The sequence below is a fragment of the Candidatus Eremiobacterota bacterium genome, from assembly GCA_031082125.1.
GTDB lineage: Bacteria > Vulcanimicrobiota > CADAWZ01 > CADAWZ01 > Ess09-12 > Ess09-12.
This window is the reverse complement of sequence record JAVHLM010000054.1, coordinates 1-18,470: the sequence shown is the minus strand read 5'-3', so window position 1 is coordinate 18,470 and position 18,470 is coordinate 1. Positions and strand designations below refer to the sequence as shown.

The window sequence follows — 18,470 nt, the reverse complement described above, 5'->3', positions numbered from 1 at the left end:
AAGTAGGCGCTTGGAGCAAAGCTGACAGATTGCATTTCATTGTGCAGGGGTCTCTCTTATCTGCCATCGGATCACATTTTTCCAGGTATTTCTTCCGGGGAGAACTTGATCCGGACTTATCTGCTGAAAGAGTAATGGCTGAGCACATCGACCTTCTGCGATGCCCAGGCTTGAAGGTAAAGGTGAAATATGCACGGAGCCATGTCGATAGATTCACTATTCAAAGAATATTCTTGTCACTATTGGAAAAATTGTTGTTACCCGGTCTTGACAACTCACTGATTAATGGGTATTATTAGGAATATTTTGCCTGCTGATATGAAAGCACGTGGTTTCAGAGGAGGTATATACCATTGAAGAATTCAGGAGGAATATGGAATGAACACAAAGGAGATTATGATTATATGCGGGCTCGTGCTTATTTTTTTCACCGCTGCGCCGGTCTTTGCAGATATTGACCTGACAGGGACTTTACCTGTGGGCAGTGCGGCAATGGAATCGCAGGCTGCCGCGGAAGCGCCTGCAGCAGCGGAAGCGCCGGCACAGGCTGTAACACCGCAAGCGGCTGAGCCTGAGAATGTGAAAGAAGCCCCGGAACCTTCCCTGCCCTCCTGTGGAGAGGGAAGCGCGCCTGCGGGAGAGACGGCCGCCACTTCGCCTGAAGCAGTCCCCGCACGGGAAGAGCTGGACATATGCCTCCCCCTGAAGGCGTCATTCCCCGACGCCCTTGACTCCATATCCACAAACAGATCACTGCTCACCCCCCTGGTGATGCCGGCCGACTCGCTTGTGCTGTCCCCTGACGCCACACCCGAGGAGATGGAAAAAGCCCGCCAGGCAGCGATGGAGGCTTACTTCAACAAGTGGAAGGTCTCTTTCACTCCTTACTGGTTCTTCTTCGGCATGCGCGCAGACCTGGAAGTCGGTGACCAGGCAACCAATGCAGTTCTCACCCCGGACCAGGTGAGCTCCATCCTCGACGGCGGCTTCAACGCGAGGCTTGACGTGAACAAGGGCCACTGGGGAGGCTTCATCGACATCAGTGACCTCAAGTTCTCAAAAAGCCGGTCAACAGTAAAATTGCAGAGCACCATGGGGATGCAGAGCTTTATCAATCACTACTGCCTCTATTACCGCTGCTCAGGCACGCCTGTCTTTGATTTCTACGCGGGGGCCCGATCCTTCACCTTCAACACCGACCTCACCCTGCATGCCGCCCCGTTTCCAGGCCGGACCATATCCAACAGCATCTCGTGGACTGACCCCATAGCAGGCGCAAGGATGACAGTTCCATTCTCCAGGAACTTTTTCGGCACCGTGGGAGCCGATGTGGGAGGGTTTTCATCGGACCACAACAGCTCGTCAATCTATGGCATGCTGAGCTGGGCCATCACTCCCAATATAGCCCTCAACGGCGGGTACGATATATTGTCCTTTGACTACAGCAGGGGCGGCTCGATTGCAAACCGTTTCTCCATGAAAGCCCAGATGACGGGGCCCATACTCTCCGTCGGTATTAGTTTCTAGATCTGCGGGATATTCAATAGGAGAAACATCATTATCCCGCGGGATTCTCATTATAGCGCAAGGGCAGCCACGAGCTGCCCTTTCATATTGGCAGCAAAGCCAAAAACACCCAGGCAACCAACCTGGACAACCCCGGCCAGTCGATACGCCAGGGCGACTGGTGCCTCATCAGCGGCGAGCGATTCAAGGACCACCCCGCACCGTGAAGCCGTCAGGCCGCATAGACTATCTGGCCATTGCGGGCACACCTCGCAATGGAAGTATCGCCCCTTTCCCTCACAGGATAAAATCGCCGATGTCGAGAGCGATGCCCAATGCTTCATTCAACAACTGGATCTTCACCGCAGAGAGGGTGCCGATGTAATTGGTCAATGCGGTCTTGTGCAGGCTCACCAGTTCATCGCAATGGATGCTGCTTTCATGCTTGAGTCCCTCATCGGTGCCGACGGGAACCTGGGTGGACAGACCGTCACGGGAGGAATAGACCGGGGCGCATATCACCGTTGAAAAGCGTGAATCCAGAAGTACCTGACGGCTTACCACCACGAAGACCCTGGATTTCTTCGGATCACGCGGGGAGGGGTTGAGAACACGGTAAAGCTCCCCCCTCCTCATGGAATCAGCTGGTAGGAGAGGACATCCTCGGCCTCGTCATTGAGTCGGTCAGCCTTCCGGTTGATTATATCCATATCTCTCGCGTTCTGCCGGAGCCGGAGCATCTGGCCGAGGTAACTGCGCAGGGCATTCTCAATGAACTCTGAGCGGCTCCCATGGGCTCCTGACTGCTCATCAACGGCCTTGAGGAGATCTTCGGAAAGTGTGATGGATGTCTTTACTTTCATACTACCATTATACGACCATATGTCTTCACTGTCAACAGAGCGCCGGCCACCGCTCCCGCAAGGATAGTTACAATGGATGGGCAGGTCAGTGCCTATCCATTGTAACTATCGCGGATCATGTCTTCCCCGATAGTTCCGCTCTGGGTATAAATTCGGAATTACTCATCAAATCTGAGCTCCCGAGATAGTTCAGTTGGCAGGAGAGCTTCCCATAGAAAAATTATTTACTGCAGCGACAAGAGGGGCACCCGTTGGCCCTGCCGGCTCGGGCAATGGCCGGGAGAGGGCAGAAACAGGCCATGGCTATTCTTTGAGAGCCTTCAGGGTCATTTTTATCATCTGCGCCTCTTTTCCGCCCTTCACGGGGTATCATGCAATGGGCTTAAAACCCATTCAATATGAGCTTTTCTTGGGGTTGTCCTTTTGCTTTTTATCTCTCAATATGGTATCATTATTACATGGATACGTTTGAGACCCACACCACTCACTCATTGTTCCTGCCAGATGAAGAGGAGCTTCTTTACCTCGCAGAGCCCTGCTGTCTTAAGGACCACGAGGACATGCTCCTCCTCCCCGAGCCCTATGAGCTCCCCGGGGAGATCATCTATAAACCGGAGCATATGGTGAAAATCACCTGGGAGGGGCTTATTCCCGAAGCGGAAAAGCTCACGGAGGATATCACCTTCGGCTCAATCGTCAATGATGAGCGCGCCTCACAGATTGACTTTACCCTCTGTGAAGCTGTTCGAGGCCGCCTGGCGCTTGACCTCACCATCGGCGCCTTTCTTGTGAATCTCAAGACGAAAGGAGTTGATCATTTAGGGTATCGCTCCATGGTGTCCTTTGCCGTGGAGCATCTCTCGATGTCAGGGCGCACGGCGTCGGAACTGATGCGCAACTTCGAATTTCTTAAGGTTCTGCCGCTCACCCGGGAGGCCTATCTCCAGGGGAGGATCGCCAGGAGCGCCCTCAGGCACCTCTTGAGGGTGATAACTCCTGAGAACGAGGCAGAGTGGCTTGGCATAGCGCAGAAGCTCTCGGTGAGCGGCCTTGAGCGGGAGGTGAAAAAGGTTCTTGCCGCAGGGGAGAGCGCACGGAAACAGTCCTCCTGTGTAAGAGATTCGCAGGGCCTGGAACAGCATTCTCAGGGCGCACAGGCTCCAGGAAGCCATGACAATGAGCTGACCCATAAGGCATGGACCAGCGCGGGCGCTACGGATTCCGGCAGTAGCGAAGAGAGCGATGGCATGATGATGCATTTCAGAGTAGCACCGGCACTTGCCCTCACCTGGGATTTCGCTCTTTCCTTCTTCCGCGACAAGGAGCACTATGACGGGCCTCTCGCGGGCTTCGTCGAAGCGCTCCTCGCGAACTTCCTGGCATCACGGAAGCCGGCTCCGGCTCCTCTCGATGACAGGGGAAGCCTCCCCTTGTTTTACCGGGCGCCTTTCATGACCCGAGAGCAGAGAGCCCGTCCCATAGGCGATCAAGAGGCAGTGCAGGAGAAAGGCAGCGATGGAAAGGGGGGCACCGATGATCCCTGGGAATCGCCGTGGGATATCTTTTTCCCTTCCTGGCTCGATGGGGAGGCAGACGGGGAGCCAGTGAGAGCCCTTGCCGCGAGGCTCATCAAAGCCGCGGCGATCCGCCAGAGGCTTGACGTGGCCACAGGGATGCTCCTCAGGGCGATGCAGGTGAGATCGCTCTTCACCGGCTTCGGCTATGAATCCGTCGAGGAATACGCCCAGGAGCGGTGCGGCTTCTCAAAGGCGCAGGCCCGCCAGCTCATCACGCTTGCCAATGGGTTCCGCCGCCACTCCCTCACCGAGAAGGCCTTCAGGAGCGGCACCATCACCAGGGAGCAGGCCCGCCTCATTCTTCCCCTGGTGAATTCCAAAAACGAGGAGGCCTGGATAGCCTATGCCGCTGGCGTGCCCACCATAGACCTCAGGGAAGAGGTGGAGCGTATCGCCCGGATCATCGAATATGACAGCTTCGTGCCGATAAATTATACCCTCCTTCCCGGCTTCCGCTATATCACTGATGAGAGATACCACGAGCTCTCCTTTGAGGTAAGGGACATCATCAGGACCGGGTCCTGGTATGGCGGCCCGTCGCCTGTGTCAGCGTGGCCTCTTTCCGAGGATGACGAGGCTTTCCTGGAAGCGCGGGACAGGCGCTTTGATGAGCCCTGGAAGCATTTCAATGATGTCGATGAATTCCTTGCCTGCGAGGCCGCTATGAAAATTGAAAAAAATTCCGTGCTGTGTGCGGGTGAGGCGGCTCTCGAAAAGGCCCGGGAAATCTGCACCATGCCCCAGGGCGCCAGCCCCGAGGAGACTTTTCTTATGGACATCCTCTCGGTAAAAGACCCCTCACAGGCGGCAACAGGATCGATGACGATCAAGTTCTTTCTCCCCGCTGAGCTCTATGACCTCTGGAACACCACAGCCACAGCTTTTCTGCTCCTCACTGCGCAGGCAGAGTCCACCCAGGCAGAAGGCGTCCGACCAGATTCATCCCATCCCTCCTATGCCCCTGTCCTCCCGGAAGAGAAATTCCTTGCTGCCCTCCTCGCGGACTACCTTGCTCCCGAAGGGAAGTTTCACAAGGCGACCCATCACCATAAAATTCTCAGGCGCGACAGGTTCCGCTGCCAGGCTCCCGGCTGCCGATGCCGCAGAAACCTCCACGTTCATCACATCATCAGGCGCTCTCAGGGCGGCACCGACGACCCCTGGAACCTCATCACGCTCTGCGAGGCCTGCCATCTTCACCTTCTGCACGGCCTGGGGACCCTCACGGTAAAGGGCAAGGCGCACCGCGACCTCACCTTCATATTCGGCTCCCTCTCAGAGGGCGGGCCCTTCCTTGTCTATGAAAAGGGCGTGAAGTCCCCGGCTGTCCCATAGATGGCAATTTATGCGGGGATAAAAGTACATGGGAGAATGGGATCCGGTTCATCGGATCATGTTTTCCACAGTATTTTCGTAACACCAGTCACCCTGGGCGCCTCGTTTACTGAAGAAAAAAGGAAAAAGGGGGACAGACTCCTAAATTAACAGGGTGGCAGCAGAGCGCCTGCAGGACATTGAGCGATATGGTGACGAGAACCCCGGGCGCAGGCCGGTTTCAGGTACAGCCACACACGGTACTAAAAAAACAGGGACAGTCCCCTTATGCAGGAAAAAAGCTTCCGCCCCTACATAGTGGCAGATATTGAAGGCACAAGCGGCGTATGGAAGAGAGAGGACACCATGGCGGGCACGCCGGGGTGGTGCCGCGCCCGCGTGGAGATGACCCACGACGTCTCGGCTGCTGTCGATACCCTCTTCTCCTGCGGGGCTTCAAGCGTGATGGTGAAAGACTTCCACCGTGACGGCTTCAACATAGTGCCAAGGCTTCTTGACCGCAGGGCAGTTCTGGTGAGCGGCTATTACCTGAAGCCCCTTGTCATGTACGGCAACCTGCGGCGCTCAAACAGGGCGTTCTTCATAGGGATGCATGCGGCGAGCGGCAACAGGAACGGCTTTCTCTCCCACACCCTCACCAGCAGGATAACCAGGCTTTCCATCAATGGAAACGACGTGTGCGAGACGCAGATTTTCGCCCATGTACTGGGAGAAGTAAGGGTTCCCGTGGTCTTTGTATCAGGATGCCCCGAGGCCTGCAGGGAGGCCAGGGAGCACCTCCCATGGATTGTCACATGCCCTGTTCCCAAAGTGGGAAGTTACCAGGCAATGACCGACTATGCCTCATTGGTGAGAGACCACCTCCGTGAGACCATTGCCGAGGCGGCGGCGCTGAAAAATCCCCAGCTTTATCGCCTCATCCCCCCCTATGAGGTGAAAATCACCTTCCGCGATGAAAAAACCGCAATGCGCTCCAGATGGAACTACCCTATTGAAGGCTCTACCGTCCGCTTTCACGCCGAGTACTCAGAGGACCTCATCTTTTCCCTCATCCGCATCGCCTATTTCTCGCCCCTCACGTGGAGCCTTCTCCCCTGGCTGCTCCCGCCCGTGCAATGGCTCCGGGGAATTGGAGACAGACTCTTCTAATATCCTGCGGAACACCTCTTCAAAGCGGAGGTCATCATCTTTTCTGCGCCTGCGGGGACCGGCAGTCCTCTCCCCCCTCTTTCTCGCCTTCCTGGCGAGATAACGCTCAAAAAGCTGGCGGTCAATAGTGCTGTCCCTGAAGATATGGCCATGATGATCAACTGGCATTGCTCCTTTTGCAAGCGCCATGGCAGCGACGCCATAATCGGCGCTTACTACGCAGTCACCTTTTTCGCAGTCATTGACCAGCGCGAAATCGACAGAATCCATTCCTTTATCAACAATAACGATCCGTGAATAGCCGTCATTGATTTCATGGGCTGTATCGGAATACATGATGACCTGCAGGTGATACCGGCGGGCTAAAGATACAATGATACCCTTTACCGGGCAGGAATCGGCATCAACGAGGATTTTCATTATCCACCCTTTTTCCTCATGATTCCCCTGGGCATGCGAAGGTATTTCCCTGCTGGTGAGAGAACCACCGAGGATGACGACACAGGAACTCCTTGAACATTTCATCATGTTCACTTCTTACCCCTTCATGAGCGGGCTTGCCCTGATTGCCTTCCTTCTCTTTCTCACCTCCCTTCCGCTTCTCGCCGCTTCACTGAAGCAGGTAAGGAGAAGCACGTGGCTCCTTCTTGCCGCCATAGGCGGTATCTCCTTCGCTCTCTGGAAATGGTACATGCCCCATTTCCCCCTTGTGGTCGATGACCAGTACTGCCACCTTGACCTGGCCTGGAACCTCTGCCGCGACAGGATTTACCGCTTCACCCTGGTCGGTGACCTGAATCGCTGCGAGATTCCTACTTTTTCAGGGGCATGGCCGCCGGGATATCATTTCATACTCTCCCTTGTGTTCAGCCTCTTCGGCCCCTCAGAGGAATGGGCGTACGCTCTCACCCTTGCCTTCAGCCTTCTCTCCCTCTTCTTCTTCTTCGCGGTGGTCTACCTTCTCACTGAGAACGAGAGGGCGGCTCTCTGGGGAGCTTTCCTGCTGATGACCGTGCCTGTTTTCATAAGGCTTTCAGCCACCTGCACGCTTGAAATGTGCTCCCTGATGTTCTTCCTGATTACTGCAACCATGGCGCTCCTCTCCCATAGAAGCCCTTCCCTCAGGACCTTCGCTTCACTTGCCGCAGTCGCCGTCTATACCTGCTATATCAGGCCGGAGAATATCATTCTCCTCGCAGCATGTGCCCTTTTCTTCATCGTGTATTATTACAGGGGCGTCGCAAAGAGCCTTCTGTTCCGACGTTACATGCTTGCCGCCCTCCCGGTGCTCCTTCTTCTCATCCCCCTGGCAGTCATCTATTATTACACTTTTGTGTATCTTGGGCCCCCGGGATGGAACAGCGCCACCCTGGCGCCGGGGAAAAACCTGCTGAGACACATAGGATACAATGTTTACTTTTTCTTTGGCCAGTATGGATCGCTCCCTTTCATGCTCGCATTCATCACCGGCTGTGTAATCCTTGCAAGATACGACGGGATAGTGGCGAAAAGGGGGGTTGTAGCGGCATTTTCAGCCTTCTGGGCGCTCCTGTGCCTTGTATTTTATTCCTCTTATTATCTGGGCAACTTTTCCCTCTATACCGGCTCTGACCGCTTTGCCATCGCCATCTATCTTCCTCTCTGCCTGATCGGGGGAATCGGGCTCTCAAAGCTCACCTCCTCGGGAGAACTCTCCACCGATGCGGTGGTCACGGTATCGCTGGCCCTGTTTCTGCTCTGCTCGTCAAAGGCTCCCCTGGACAGCATCAATGCCGATCATTTCAGCTTTTCGGCCTGCAGGGAATACTTTTATTTAAAAAGCCTGAACCCAAAATGCTTTGACAGGCGGGATACCGTTATCTGCTATCACACGCAGTCCAAGATATATTTTCTGCTGGGCCTGAAGGCCATGTCGATCTTTGTCTTCCTCTCGGTTGAAAACCCTCCGGAGAGGGCCGTCCTGTTCGCTGATGCCGACTGGTTCTCCCCCCCCCAGTCAGAAGCTGACGCGAGGGCATACGAAGTGCTCACACAGAACTATACTTTCGAGCCCCTCATGGTAAGGAATGACGAGGGAGAGCAGCCTATAGGCTTCTACAGGCTCCATAGAAAATAGCAGGCTGTCCTTATGTTAACATTTTTTTAAGATAGGGGCAACCTTTTTTCCTCCCGGGTATGCTACTATGAAGATCACTATTATAGAGGGGGGTTCATCCATGGATTCAATAAGCAAGGGTATACAAAACCTGCCGCCTTCATCAGCGGAAAAGGCGGCCCCGAGCAGCAGGGCCAGCGAAGAGCCATCACTTCCCGGCGACAGTGTCACCATATCGGGCGCTGCATCAAGGGGAAAGACACGCCGGACACAGTCAGTGAAGGCCGAGAAGGCTCTTGAAGGTCCCAAGGCGGCCGAATCGAAAGGAACGCCGGTCGTCTTTGCCGACTGCATCGGGCAGATAACCCACCTGGGCATCCAGGTCGATGGGGGTGTCGCATCAGACGGGAACATGGGCCGCGAAGTCTTCAACACGATAAAGACTCTCTTCAGGGAGCTCGAGGGTGACACGAAATTCACCATTGTCTGCGACAGGGATACCGATGTGAAGAGAATCCAGTCGATGATGAAGGAAATCAACCTGAAGGACCCGGAGCGCGTGAGCCTTCTGCGCGCTCCCTACGACATCACCTCGTGGATGCGCGACAACATGGTGATGGAAGGCGTCCCTGACAAGCCGGGCAAGGCCATCATGATCGACAAGGTGCCCTTCCAGAGCCATGATCATCCCAACCTTCCCAAATGGATCGCCGACAACACTCCCGACGTCATCTACGTGAAAGACAACCACCTCCGCACCGACGGGGGAGACGTGGTATCGGACGAACATAAAGCTTATGTGGGCTATGATTCCATCTATCTCACGGCTATGAACCTTTACAAGAAAAGCCCCCTGGGCATCACCACCTTCAGCGCCGCAGGGCTTGAAAAGAGCCCGCCCGTCTTTGAATCGTCACATTTCTCAAAGAAGATTGTCTTTGACGAAGTGCCGGCCCACAGCCACCTGCCCAGGTTCCACCTTGAGGACAACCCCGAATACAAGCCCATAAGGACTCTCATGGGGCAGGATCCTGAGAGGGCCTCAATCAGCCAGGCGGTGAGGTATTTCGAGGGAAAATACAGCAAGGAAGTCGTGGTCGTAGGCGACGACGATCCCTCAACACCGGCCAAGGAAAAGCCTGCCACCTTTCATATCGACATGGGCGTGACGCCGGTGGACAACACCACAGTCCTGCTGGGAAGCCCCACAATGGCCATGAATATGATCCGGAGCTGGTCCCCGGACAAGTACGCGCAGGCCAATGCCTCGCTCCAGAGGGAGACGGGACTCAAAGGGGACATACTTGGCGATATAATGGCCCACAACAGCGTGGCAGATCCCAAGGACCCCTCGGTGATGATGATACAGAACAACTTTGACAGCCAGGAGCGCAAGCTCAGGAAAGCCGGCAAGAACATCGTAAAGCTTCCCTACCTCGAGGGTGACAACAGGAAAAGAACGCCCTGGATAACTTACGGTAACTGCATCATGCAGAATTTCACCGCCAAGGACGGCAGGCATGTGAAGAATGTATTCCTCCCCGTGTACGGCATACCTCTTGATGATGTCGCCAAGGAGACTTACATGGCCCAGGGGTTCAAGGTCGTCCCCCTCACCCTGGCGGCCTTTACTTCCCTTGCCGGCGCCATAAGGTGCATGTCAAACTACCTGGGGAGATCAGAGGCAGTATAAGTGATTGAAAAGCCGCGGGAGAGCGAGCTGCCCCCTGCGGCTTTATTATTTACCGGGGGACCGGGGGAGAATCGAGGAGTGTATGAAAATTCTGTTCTATCTCATCGCAGGCGTCATCCTTCTCTTCATTGCCCATGAAGTATTTGCTGCGGGTAAGCCTTCAGAGCCCGCAGTGTCCGTGGTGAAGCACCCGGCCTGGGCAGAGAGCGCCGTCATTTATGAGCTGAACACCAGGCAGTTCACCGCTCTGGGAACTTTCAAGGCCATCATCCCTCGCCTCCCGGAGTTGAAAAAACTGGGCGTGGATATCATCTGGCTCATGCCTGTCCACCCCATCGGCGTCAAAAACAGGAAGGGCACCCTGGGAAGCCCCTACGCGGTAAAGGACTATTATGCCGTGAATCCCGAGTTCGGCTCCAGGGAGGACTTCAAGAGCCTGGTGCAGGCCGTTCACCGCGAAGGAATGCATGTCATCATCGACATGGTCGCCAATCATACCGCCTGGGACAACAGCCTTATCAAGACTCACCCCGAATGGTACCAGAAGGATGCCTCAGGGAAGATCATCCCCCCCGTGCCTGACTGGGACGATGTGGCAAAACTCGACTATGCGCAGGAAGGCCTCAGAGAGTATATGACAGGCGTCCTTAAATACTGGGTGAAGGAGATGGGTGTGGACGGCTTCCGCTGCGATGTGGCTTCAATGGTGCCGGCCGATTTCTGGGAGAGGGCCCGCGCTGAAATTGACGCCATAAGGCCCACCTTCTGGCTCGCCGAGGCCGAGAGCCCCGGCCTTCTTGAAAAAGCTTTCGACTGCGATTACGCAAGCGAATATTACGTGCTTTTCAACAGCATTGCCGCAGGGAAGGCAAAAGCCTGCGAGATCCCTTCGCTGATGGAAACCGACTCAATGCGCTACCCCGCAGGATCGTGGCGTATGCACTTCACCTCAAACCATGATCAGAACTCATGGCGTGACACCGCCGTCACGAGGCTTGGCGAGAAGGGCGCCGAAGCCTTCGCAATGCTCACCTATGCGCTGCCTGGAAGGCCCCTTATCTATAACGGACAGGAGACAGGAAGCACCCATAAGCTGGAATTTTTTGAAAAAGACTCCATCACCTGGAGGGAAAGCGCCTTCAGAGAGATGTACGGCAGGCTTTCAGAGGCTTACAGGAAGCATCCTGCCCTTTACAGGGGTGACTGCAGGGTTTTAGACACTTCCCGGACCCCCGAGGTGCTTGCCCTGGTGAGAAATGACAGCGCCACGTCAGAAAACGTGCTTGCCCTTGCCAACCTCTCGCCGGAAGCAAGGACCGTAAGCCTCGATCTCCCGGGGAATCCTGAAGCCATTTACCGGGGCGTCACCCCATCAAAGGAAAAGGGCCTCTGCTCATTCAGGCTGGGGCCCTGGGAGCACGGCCTCTATCTGCTGCAGTGAGGATGAGGGAAAGCTCTATGAAAGTCGGGCTCATTGCAATCATTCTTCTGCTGGCCGTAAAAAGCTGCTGCTGGGGAGAGGCCATGCGGCTCGAGGAGTGCATTGCCACAGCCCTTGCCAACAACCTGGACATCAAGCAGGAAGCCCTCGTTCTCAACATCAGCATGTATCAGGAGAGGGCCGTGCGGTCCCTCTTCTATCCTACCCTCTCACTTATCGGCTATGACATTTACCTGAAAAACAACCCGATAATGAGCCGTTACGGCGGCGCGATAATGAAACAGCCCCTGTACACCGGGGGAAAGCTCTCGAACGATGTGCTGGCCTCCAGGGAAAACAAGAATGCAAAAGCTTACAACCTCCGCACCACGGAGCTTTTTGTCGAGAACCAGGTCTTTGACGAATACATGAACTGCCTGAGATACTGGAAATTCTGCAAGGCTTACGAGGATGCCCTTGAAAAGGCCGTGACATGGCTTGAGTCGGTGAGGGATGAGGTGAAGGCCGGAAAAAGGGGAAATGAAGACATCCTCCGGTGGCAGGTCCTCATAGACACCTACAAGGAGAACCTTGTGAACGCCAGGAAGAACAAGGCCAATTCCGAGGTGAGGCTCAACACGCTCATGAACCGGAACTGCTCAGAGCCCATTGAAGTAACAGACAGCCATAACCTGAGGTTTGAATATGCCGATTTCATGATCCGCCAGAAGATTTATACTGAAGAGCAGATGCTGGAGATGTACAATGATTATGCTCTCATATTCAGCCCCGAGTATAAGAAAAAGCTCTCAGAGGTCCTCGTGGCGAATTACAGCCTTCTTTCCGAGGAAGCGACAGTGAAGCCCACCGTCGATATCCTGAGCAACTACTACGGCCGCTCTCTCCCCATCGCTGGAATGAACAGCAGCTGGGATACCGGCCTGTACATGAGCTTTGATCTTTACAAGCAGCAGAAATATGAAAACATAAAGATAAGCAAGCTGCAGCTTGAGTTAAGCAAGGTCAAGGAGCAGACCTACCTGCGGAACCTCAGGTCCGACGTGAGGACCCTCTATACGAGCAACGCCTCCAATAATGAAAAGGTGAGCATCCAGAGAAAGCAGCAGAAAACTTCGAGGCAGTACCTCAGGGATATCTCGGAGCGCTACAGGAAGGGCACCGCTTCAAACCTGGATGTCGTCGAGGGATTCAACTCCTTCTACTCCAACCAGGTGGCCCTTGTTGACTCCATCTACAACGCCTTTTCGGAATATGCCAACCTCCTCAACAGGATCGGTTTCTCCTTCCTCTACACGAAGCCGGCGCCCAACCTTTACTGGCGCTACAGGGAGCATGGCCTGAAGCTTGATTATGATCTGAAAGCCCTCGATGATCCCGCTTTCCGCTTTATGGACGACAGCAGCCTTGAGAAAGTAAAAGCCTTCCTGATGGGAAATCCATCGCTTATCAAGGCCCATGACAGGACAGGGCAGACAGCCCTCCATTATGCGATCGACAGGGGCTATGTGAAATACGCGGAGTTTCTGCTCTCAAAAGGCGCCGATCCCAACGCTGTCAACTACCTTGACGGGACTCCCATGGTGCGGGCCATCTGCTTCTGCCCTCCCGAAGGCAGGCTTGCCATGGTGAACATGCTGATTAAATACGGAGCCGACGTGAACAGGGTCTCCCATCACTACACGCCGCTCTGCTGGGCGGCAATGAAAAACTATCTTGACGAGGTGAAGGCCCTGGTCCTCGCCGGGGCGCAGGTGAACGGCAGGGATGCCTATCTTAAGAACACGCCCCTTCACTTTTCAGCCTTCTGGGGGAAGGTGGAGATGGCCAGGTTTCTGCTGGAGCACGGCGCTGATCCTTCCCTTGAAAACGCCGACGGCCTCACGGCATCGGACCTTGCGTGGCAGTTTGAGCACTGGGACCTTGTGAAGTTCCTCGAGACATGGGAGTCCGGGGGGAGCCGAAAGTAACTGCCCTGCTCACTGCCTGAGCTTTTCCAGGTTTTCCACCACCTTTTTCGCTGTTTCCTCAGAAGAAGCCGGGTTCTGACCGCTCACGATCTTTGTGGCTTCCCTCCCGTCAAGGCGGGCTTTCTGGTCGCTTTCCACCACAAAGGGCGCGAAAAGCACGTCGCCCTGACGGTAGGAGGCTCCCATAGCTTTAAGGGTCCCTTCGAGCTCGAAGGGCACTCTGCCCCACAGGCCGGCGGCCTTTTCCTCCGCCTCGGAGAAGCCTGTAATGCTGATAGCCTTGGGAAGACTTTCCCCGGCTAGCCTCAGAGCGGCGAATGCCGCGGGCCCATGGCATACGGTGCCTATGATGAGCGAGGGATCTTTCAGCGCCATGGCAAGCACGATACCTGTCTTTTTCGATGTGGCGAGATCCTGGAGCACCCCGTGGCCCCCCGCGATGAAGATAGCCCCGTATTCCCTCAGGCCGGGGGCCTCTATCTTCTCAAGATCGTGGGGATGCTTCAGCTCCGCGGAATTATCGAGAAGAGCCCTGTAGCGGGCGGCTTTTTCCTCTCCGCCGGCCCCCTGGGCCGACAGGCTTCCCCTGTCAACATGGGGTGGCCTGCCTCCCGCCGTTGCCACATCAACCCTGTACCCGGCTTTCCTGAATATTTCCAGGGGTACGGCCACTTCCTCGGCCCAGTAGCCTGTCTCCCTTCTGGTGCCGTCCTTGAGGACAAGCTCAGGAGCTGCCGTCACGATGAGAAGTATCTTTTCCCTCCGGACTTTTCCCGCCACAGTGCCATCGGCAGGCTTCCCCTCCCGCCCTGCGGCAGAGCTCCCTTCCAAAACCGGGGTGGGCTTTTCATCCCTGCCCGCTGAAGCCTTGCCTGCAGGCCTGAAATCCTCGCGGGTCGGCGTGAACATGTCCAGGATGCGAAGCCTCTGGGAAAGGGGCACCATCCCGTGACGGACATTCGAAGGGACGATGTAGCAGTCTCCCGTGCCGATTTCTTTTATCTTTTTGCCGACCTCGACCTTCGCCTTCCCATCGAGGATGAAGGTGATCTGATCATGGGCATGGCAGTGGCACTGCAGCTTCTCTCCGGGCTTCGCGGGCCGCTCTATCTGGAGGAGCACCACGGTGAGCCTGTCGTTAAAGAAGACCTTCCTCCTCATCCCCTCGCCGGCAGATTCCCAGGGGACCTCGTCATTCTGAAGAATGGCCGGGTTTACGGGAACAAGGGGAGCGAGCTCGCGGTAATCACGGGGCAGGACTCTCTCGTCGGTGAAGACCGGCGAAGGGCTCTGATCCCCCGCAGCAGCCGCAATACCGGTGATTGCGGTGAACATGAGCATGGTAAGAGCAAATAGGATTAATGTTCTCATAGTACCTCCTCTCAACAGCAGAGCTTTCTCCTGGATTCCTTCACCCAGGGGGGGCACGATCCCTTCCGGAGGGGAGATAAATGACAAGGCACCCGCACCGGTGAGGCGCGGATGCCTTATCCCTTGTGTCTTCAACGGGACTGGCAATCTATGGAGGCTCAGCGCGGTGTCAATATGACATTCTGTCCCTGTGTATAAGTGCCGTTCTGTCCCGGCGCATAAGTGCTGTTCTGTCCCGGCGTGAAGGTGCCGGCGGGGAATGGCCCGTTATAAGGCATATAGCGGTGCGGGGTCTTCAAGTAGGGATTCTGCTGGACGGGAGAGCTCTGGGGGACTCCCGATTCAGAGCGGACGTTGAACACGCTCTGCCCGTTATTGACGGCGGGGTTATTGAATATACTGGTGACCTGCCCGGGTGTATTGGAATTCACGGTGGAGTAAATAGCGTTTATCACTCCGTTCATGAGGGCCTGGCTGTCTGTGGATCCCGACGCAGAATTGAAGATCGCCGATGGGCCGCCCACTGCATTGAGTATTCCCTGTAAAGCACTGTTGCTGTTGACTCCGTTGATAATCCCGGAGTTACCCGCCAGGGTGTTTATAAGTCCATTGATATCCTTGTTGCCCTGCAGCAAGGTGAAGATCTGCGAAAAATCACTGTTGGAGGTAATCTTTGACAGGTCTATTGAGATGTTGCCATTATCCGCCCAGGCCGCAGAGCCCATCGTGAGGATAATCACTGCAATCACAAGCATTTTTCTTACCATTGTCTGTATTCCCCTTTCATTTTTCTGCTGACGTAAGAGTATACCAGGCAGAAGAATTTTTATTCCCGCCCTCCGCGCTCCCCGAACCCTGCCCGGGAATCCCGGGCCTGATATCGTTTCAGCGGGGCGCAGAGCACCGGATGGGGTTATGCCTTCTGCTTGAGGATATCCCTGATTTCACCGAGCAGCGCTTCTTCCGTGGAAGGCGCGGGAGGAGGCGCCGGCGCTTCTTCTTTTTGCCTTTTCAGGCTGTTCATGATATGGATGACACTGAAGATTGCCAGAGCGATTATCAGGAATTCCAGTATGGTGTTGATAAAAAGACCGTACTTGAGAGCCACCGGAGGCACATCGCCGGCTCCCGGCTTCAGCACTATCGAGAGATCCTTGAAATTGACGCCTCCTATCAGCAGGCCTATGGGAGGCATCACCAGGTCATTGACCAGGGAAGTGACAATCTTCCCGAAGGCGCCGCCGATAATGACACCCACTGCCATGTCCACCACATTTCCCTTGGTGGCGAACTCCTTGAATTCACTGAAAAATGACATAGATATCCTCCTCTTCCATGCAAGACATTTCGTCGAACTCCAAGATTGTACCAGGGATTCACCGGGAAGTCAAATTCCAGGCATTGGAGAGCCCTGCAGAAGCATTTCCCGTTCTCCATGGAAAGGGTGCAGAGGGAAAGGTCAGGAAGGTGCTTTGGAACTCTCAAAGAAGTTATGAAAAAAGGCTCGCGATAAGTCCACAAGGAGGGTACCCTGTGAGAAAAATTCTTTTCATCCATTTGCTTCTTGCCTTCATATGCTGCCTGCCCCCGGCCTTTGCCGTTGAAAAAAGTGCAGTGCCCGATATCATCTACATCAACGGCAGGATTGTAACCCTTGACAATGCGGGCTCCACTGTGACCGCCGTGGCGGTAAAGGACGAAAAGTTTCTGTCGGTCGGCAGCACCGACGAGATAAAGAAGCTCGCGGGTCCGTCAACAAAGCTCGTGGACCTCGGCGGAAAGACCGTAGTGCCGGGCTTCATCGACGCCCACACCCACCCCATGGAGACCATCATGCTCAAGGATGGCTGGGTTGATGCCCGCTATCCCAAGTGCCCCTCGGTGAAGCAGGCCCTCGCCAACATCGCCGCCTGGACGAAGAAGACTCCCAGGGGCCAGTGGATCTTCGTAGCCTGCGTTTCCTCAAGCGAGAACAAGTTCGCCGAGAAGCGCCTCCCCACGAAGGCCGAGCTTGATGCCGTTGCTCCTGACAACCCTCTCTGCCTGGCCAATGGAGCCCATATGGCCGTCGTCAACTCGATGGGCTTAAAAAAGCTCGGCGTCAAGAAGGGCGTGAAGACCCTCAATGGCGGCGCAGGCGTCATTTACGACAAGAGCGGCGAGCCCAACGGCGTGCTCACCGACGCAATGGGCTCGGTCCCCGATACTCCCACGGCGGCCCAGCTGGAAAATTATTATACCGGCGGTATCCAGGATTACTGGAAGAAGAACGGCTTTACCTCGCTCATGGCCATCACTCCCTCGGCGGCTCTCCCGGTCCTGAAGGCCGTTTCCCAGAAGGTGAAGCCTGACATCCGCTACACCGTGGCGGTGTGGACAGAGGCAAACGGCGATGGCATGCCCGAAAACCTCGCAACTTTTGACTTTCCGAAGGACGCGGACCCGGCATATTACACATTGGGCGCCATCAAGGCATGGGTGGACGGCGAGAATGACTGCCGCACGGGCCTCATGTATGAAAAATATGTGGGGCACTACGATACTGACCCGGCCGGCGACAAGGGGACCCTCGTGATGCCCCAGGCCAATGCTGACAAGTTCACGGAGATTGCCAATAAGAACGGCGTCATCTCTATGCTCCACTGCTCGGGCAACAGGGCCATGGACATGGGTCTCAATGCCTATGAGAAAGAGCTGAAGACCAGAAAGAAAGAGACCATCATGCGCATCGAGCACTTCGGCATGTTCCAGATGAGCGACGAGGCGCTCAGGCGCGCAAGCGCCCTTGCAAAGCAGGGGCTTCATATATCGGTGCAGCCCACGTGGCTCCTTGAGCTCGTCAAGGCAGACTTCGAGAACATGGAGGGGAAGCTCGCAAAGACGGGCTTCAGGTTCCGCACGATGATAGATGCCGGCCTCGAACCTGCGGCGGGCACCGATATGACGGGAATCTACCTTGCCAACATCAACCCTTTCAGCGCTATCTATGCTTCGGTGACGCGCAATTCCGACAAGGGCCTCTTCGAGCCCCAGGAAGCAGTCACCGTGACGGAGGCCCTCAAGATGTGGACCGTCTGGGCGGCGAAGTCGATGGGCGAGGAAAAAGTGAAGGGCTCCATCGAGGCCGGCAAATATGCCGACATGGTGGTCCTCTCCGACGATGTCTTCACGATGCCCCCCGAGGGACTCAAGAACGTGAAGCCCCTCAAGACCATCCTGGGGGGCCGCGTCGTGTACGAGGCAAAATAAGAAAGCCTGGAATCCGGGCCCTGGGGTTGTCAGGGCCTCAGGGTCCGCTGATTTTCGTTCATGGCCTTTCCGAAACCACTTTCCGGGGAATCGACAGGCAGGGTCACAAGCCATAAATTTTTTTCCAAGAAGCACATTCCGCCCGGCTTCAGCCAGGTCTGAAACGCGGGGAAACCGGCCCAATCCGTCGCTCAGTGCCGCATTATTGCCTTCAGACTCATTTT

At 55.5% G+C, this 18,470-nt stretch carries 14 protein-coding genes and 1 pseudogene; 9 read left to right on the top strand and 6 right to left on the bottom strand.

The features are described from left to right. Positions 1-299, top strand: a 299-nt coding sequence (locus RDV48_30650; protein ID MDQ7827193.1) for a hypothetical protein, incomplete at its 5' end; no start/stop codon positions are given. Between the two features lie 79 nt (positions 300-378). Next, complete coding sequence (locus tag RDV48_30645) at positions 379-1,527, top strand: hypothetical protein (protein ID MDQ7827192.1); 1,149 nt, start codon at positions 379-381, stop codon at positions 1,525-1,527. 276 nt (positions 1,528-1,803) lie between these two features. Here RDV48_30645 and RDV48_30640 read toward each other — a convergent pair whose 3' ends face one another. After that, the gene (locus RDV48_30640; GenBank protein ID MDQ7827191.1) at positions 1,804-2,142 is read right to left on the bottom strand and encodes a type II toxin-antitoxin system PemK/MazF family toxin; all 339 of its coding nucleotides are present in this window, start codon (positions 2,140-2,142) and stop codon (positions 1,804-1,806) included. Then, positions 2,139-2,369 carry a ribbon-helix-helix domain-containing protein gene (locus RDV48_30635; GenBank protein MDQ7827190.1) on the bottom strand — a complete coding sequence of 77 codons (231 nt, stop codon included), beginning with the start codon at positions 2,367-2,369 and terminating at the stop codon, positions 2,139-2,141. Before RDV48_30635 ends, RDV48_30640 begins: the two co-directional genes overlap by 4 nt. A gap of 458 nt (positions 2,370-2,827) precedes the next feature. Between RDV48_30635 and RDV48_30630 the strand changes: the two genes are divergently transcribed. Beyond that, positions 2,828-5,281 (top strand): HNH endonuclease signature motif containing protein, encoded by a 2,454-nt coding sequence (locus RDV48_30630; GenBank protein ID MDQ7827189.1) that lies wholly within the window; start codon positions 2,828-2,830, stop codon positions 5,279-5,281. Between the two features lie 267 nt (positions 5,282-5,548). Next, positions 5,549-6,430, top strand: coding sequence for a M55 family metallopeptidase (locus RDV48_30625; protein ID MDQ7827188.1), 882 nt, complete (start codon positions 5,549-5,551; stop codon positions 6,428-6,430). A gap of 48 nt (positions 6,431-6,478) precedes the next feature. On the opposite strand, the pseudogene RDV48_30620 reads toward RDV48_30625, so the two are convergent. Then, positions 6,479-6,850 (bottom strand): annotated as a pseudogene (locus tag RDV48_30620) (DUF188 domain-containing protein). Between the two features lie 55 nt (positions 6,851-6,905). Between RDV48_30620 and RDV48_30615 the strand changes: the two are divergent. The 4 genes from RDV48_30615 to RDV48_30600 all read left to right on the top strand — a co-directional run bounded on the left by RDV48_30615 (position 6,906) and on the right by RDV48_30600 (position 13,626). Beyond that, a complete protein-coding gene (locus RDV48_30615) occupies positions 6,906-8,546 on the top strand; it encodes a glycosyltransferase family 39 protein (protein ID MDQ7827187.1) in 1,641 nt (546 codons plus the stop codon). Between the two features lie 100 nt (positions 8,547-8,646). After that, positions 8,647-10,218, top strand: a complete 1,572-nt coding sequence (locus RDV48_30610; protein ID MDQ7827186.1) for a hypothetical protein — start codon at positions 8,647-8,649, stop codon at positions 10,216-10,218. An 82-nt stretch (positions 10,219-10,300) separates the two neighbouring features. Next, positions 10,301-11,659 (top strand): alpha-amylase family glycosyl hydrolase, encoded by a 1,359-nt coding sequence (locus RDV48_30605; GenBank protein MDQ7827185.1) that lies wholly within the window; start codon positions 10,301-10,303, stop codon positions 11,657-11,659. Between the two features lie 17 nt (positions 11,660-11,676). Continuing rightward, positions 11,677-13,626, top strand: a complete 1,950-nt coding sequence (locus tag RDV48_30600; GenBank protein MDQ7827184.1) for a TolC family protein — start codon at positions 11,677-11,679, stop codon at positions 13,624-13,626. A 9-nt stretch (positions 13,627-13,635) separates the two neighbouring features. Here the strand turns inward: RDV48_30600 and RDV48_30595 are convergent, their stop codons facing one another. The 3 genes from RDV48_30595 to mscL all read right to left on the bottom strand — a co-directional run bounded on the left by RDV48_30595 (position 13,636) and on the right by mscL (position 16,315). Beyond that, the gene (locus RDV48_30595) at positions 13,636-14,997 is read right to left on the bottom strand and encodes a type 1 glutamine amidotransferase domain-containing protein (protein MDQ7827183.1); all 1,362 of its coding nucleotides are present in this window, start codon (positions 14,995-14,997) and stop codon (positions 13,636-13,638) included. Positions 14,998-15,155: 158 nt separating this feature from the next. Then, complete coding sequence (locus RDV48_30590) at positions 15,156-15,764, bottom strand: hypothetical protein (protein ID MDQ7827182.1); 609 nt, start codon at positions 15,762-15,764, stop codon at positions 15,156-15,158. A 146-nt stretch (positions 15,765-15,910) separates the two neighbouring features. Beyond that, positions 15,911-16,315, bottom strand: a complete 405-nt coding sequence (mscL, locus tag RDV48_30585) for a large-conductance mechanosensitive channel protein MscL (GenBank protein MDQ7827181.1) — start codon at positions 16,313-16,315, stop codon at positions 15,911-15,913. A gap of 215 nt (positions 16,316-16,530) precedes the next feature. Here mscL and RDV48_30580 point away from each other — a divergent pair, with 215 nt between their 5' ends. Continuing rightward, positions 16,531-18,246 (top strand): amidohydrolase, encoded by a 1,716-nt coding sequence (locus RDV48_30580; protein ID MDQ7827180.1) that lies wholly within the window; start codon positions 16,531-16,533, stop codon positions 18,244-18,246. Positions 18,247-18,470: the final 224 nt, after the last annotated feature.

Coding starts and splice junctions, on each gene's coding strand:
- RDV48_30645 (MDQ7827192.1), top strand. CDS start 379: ATGAACACAAAGGAGATTATGATTATATGCGGGCTCGTGCTTATTTTT.
- RDV48_30640 (MDQ7827191.1), bottom strand. CDS start 2,142: ATGAGGAGGGGGGAGCTTTACCGTGTTCTCAACCCCTCCCCGCGTGAT.
- RDV48_30635 (MDQ7827190.1), bottom strand. CDS start 2,369: ATGAAAGTAAAGACATCCATCACACTTTCCGAAGATCTCCTCAAGGCC.
- RDV48_30630 (MDQ7827189.1), top strand. CDS start 2,828: ATGGATACGTTTGAGACCCACACCACTCACTCATTGTTCCTGCCAGAT.
- RDV48_30625 (MDQ7827188.1), top strand. CDS start 5,549: ATGCAGGAAAAAAGCTTCCGCCCCTACATAGTGGCAGATATTGAAGGC.
- RDV48_30610 (MDQ7827186.1), top strand. CDS start 8,647: ATGGATTCAATAAGCAAGGGTATACAAAACCTGCCGCCTTCATCAGCG.
- RDV48_30605 (MDQ7827185.1), top strand. CDS start 10,301: ATGAAAATTCTGTTCTATCTCATCGCAGGCGTCATCCTTCTCTTCATT.
- RDV48_30600 (MDQ7827184.1), top strand. CDS start 11,677: ATGAAAGTCGGGCTCATTGCAATCATTCTTCTGCTGGCCGTAAAAAGC.
- RDV48_30595 (MDQ7827183.1), bottom strand. CDS start 14,997: ATGAGAACATTAATCCTATTTGCTCTTACCATGCTCATGTTCACCGCA.
- RDV48_30590 (MDQ7827182.1), bottom strand. CDS start 15,764: ATGGTAAGAAAAATGCTTGTGATTGCAGTGATTATCCTCACGATGGGC.
- mscL (MDQ7827181.1), bottom strand. CDS start 16,315: ATGTCATTTTTCAGTGAATTCAAGGAGTTCGCCACCAAGGGAAATGTG.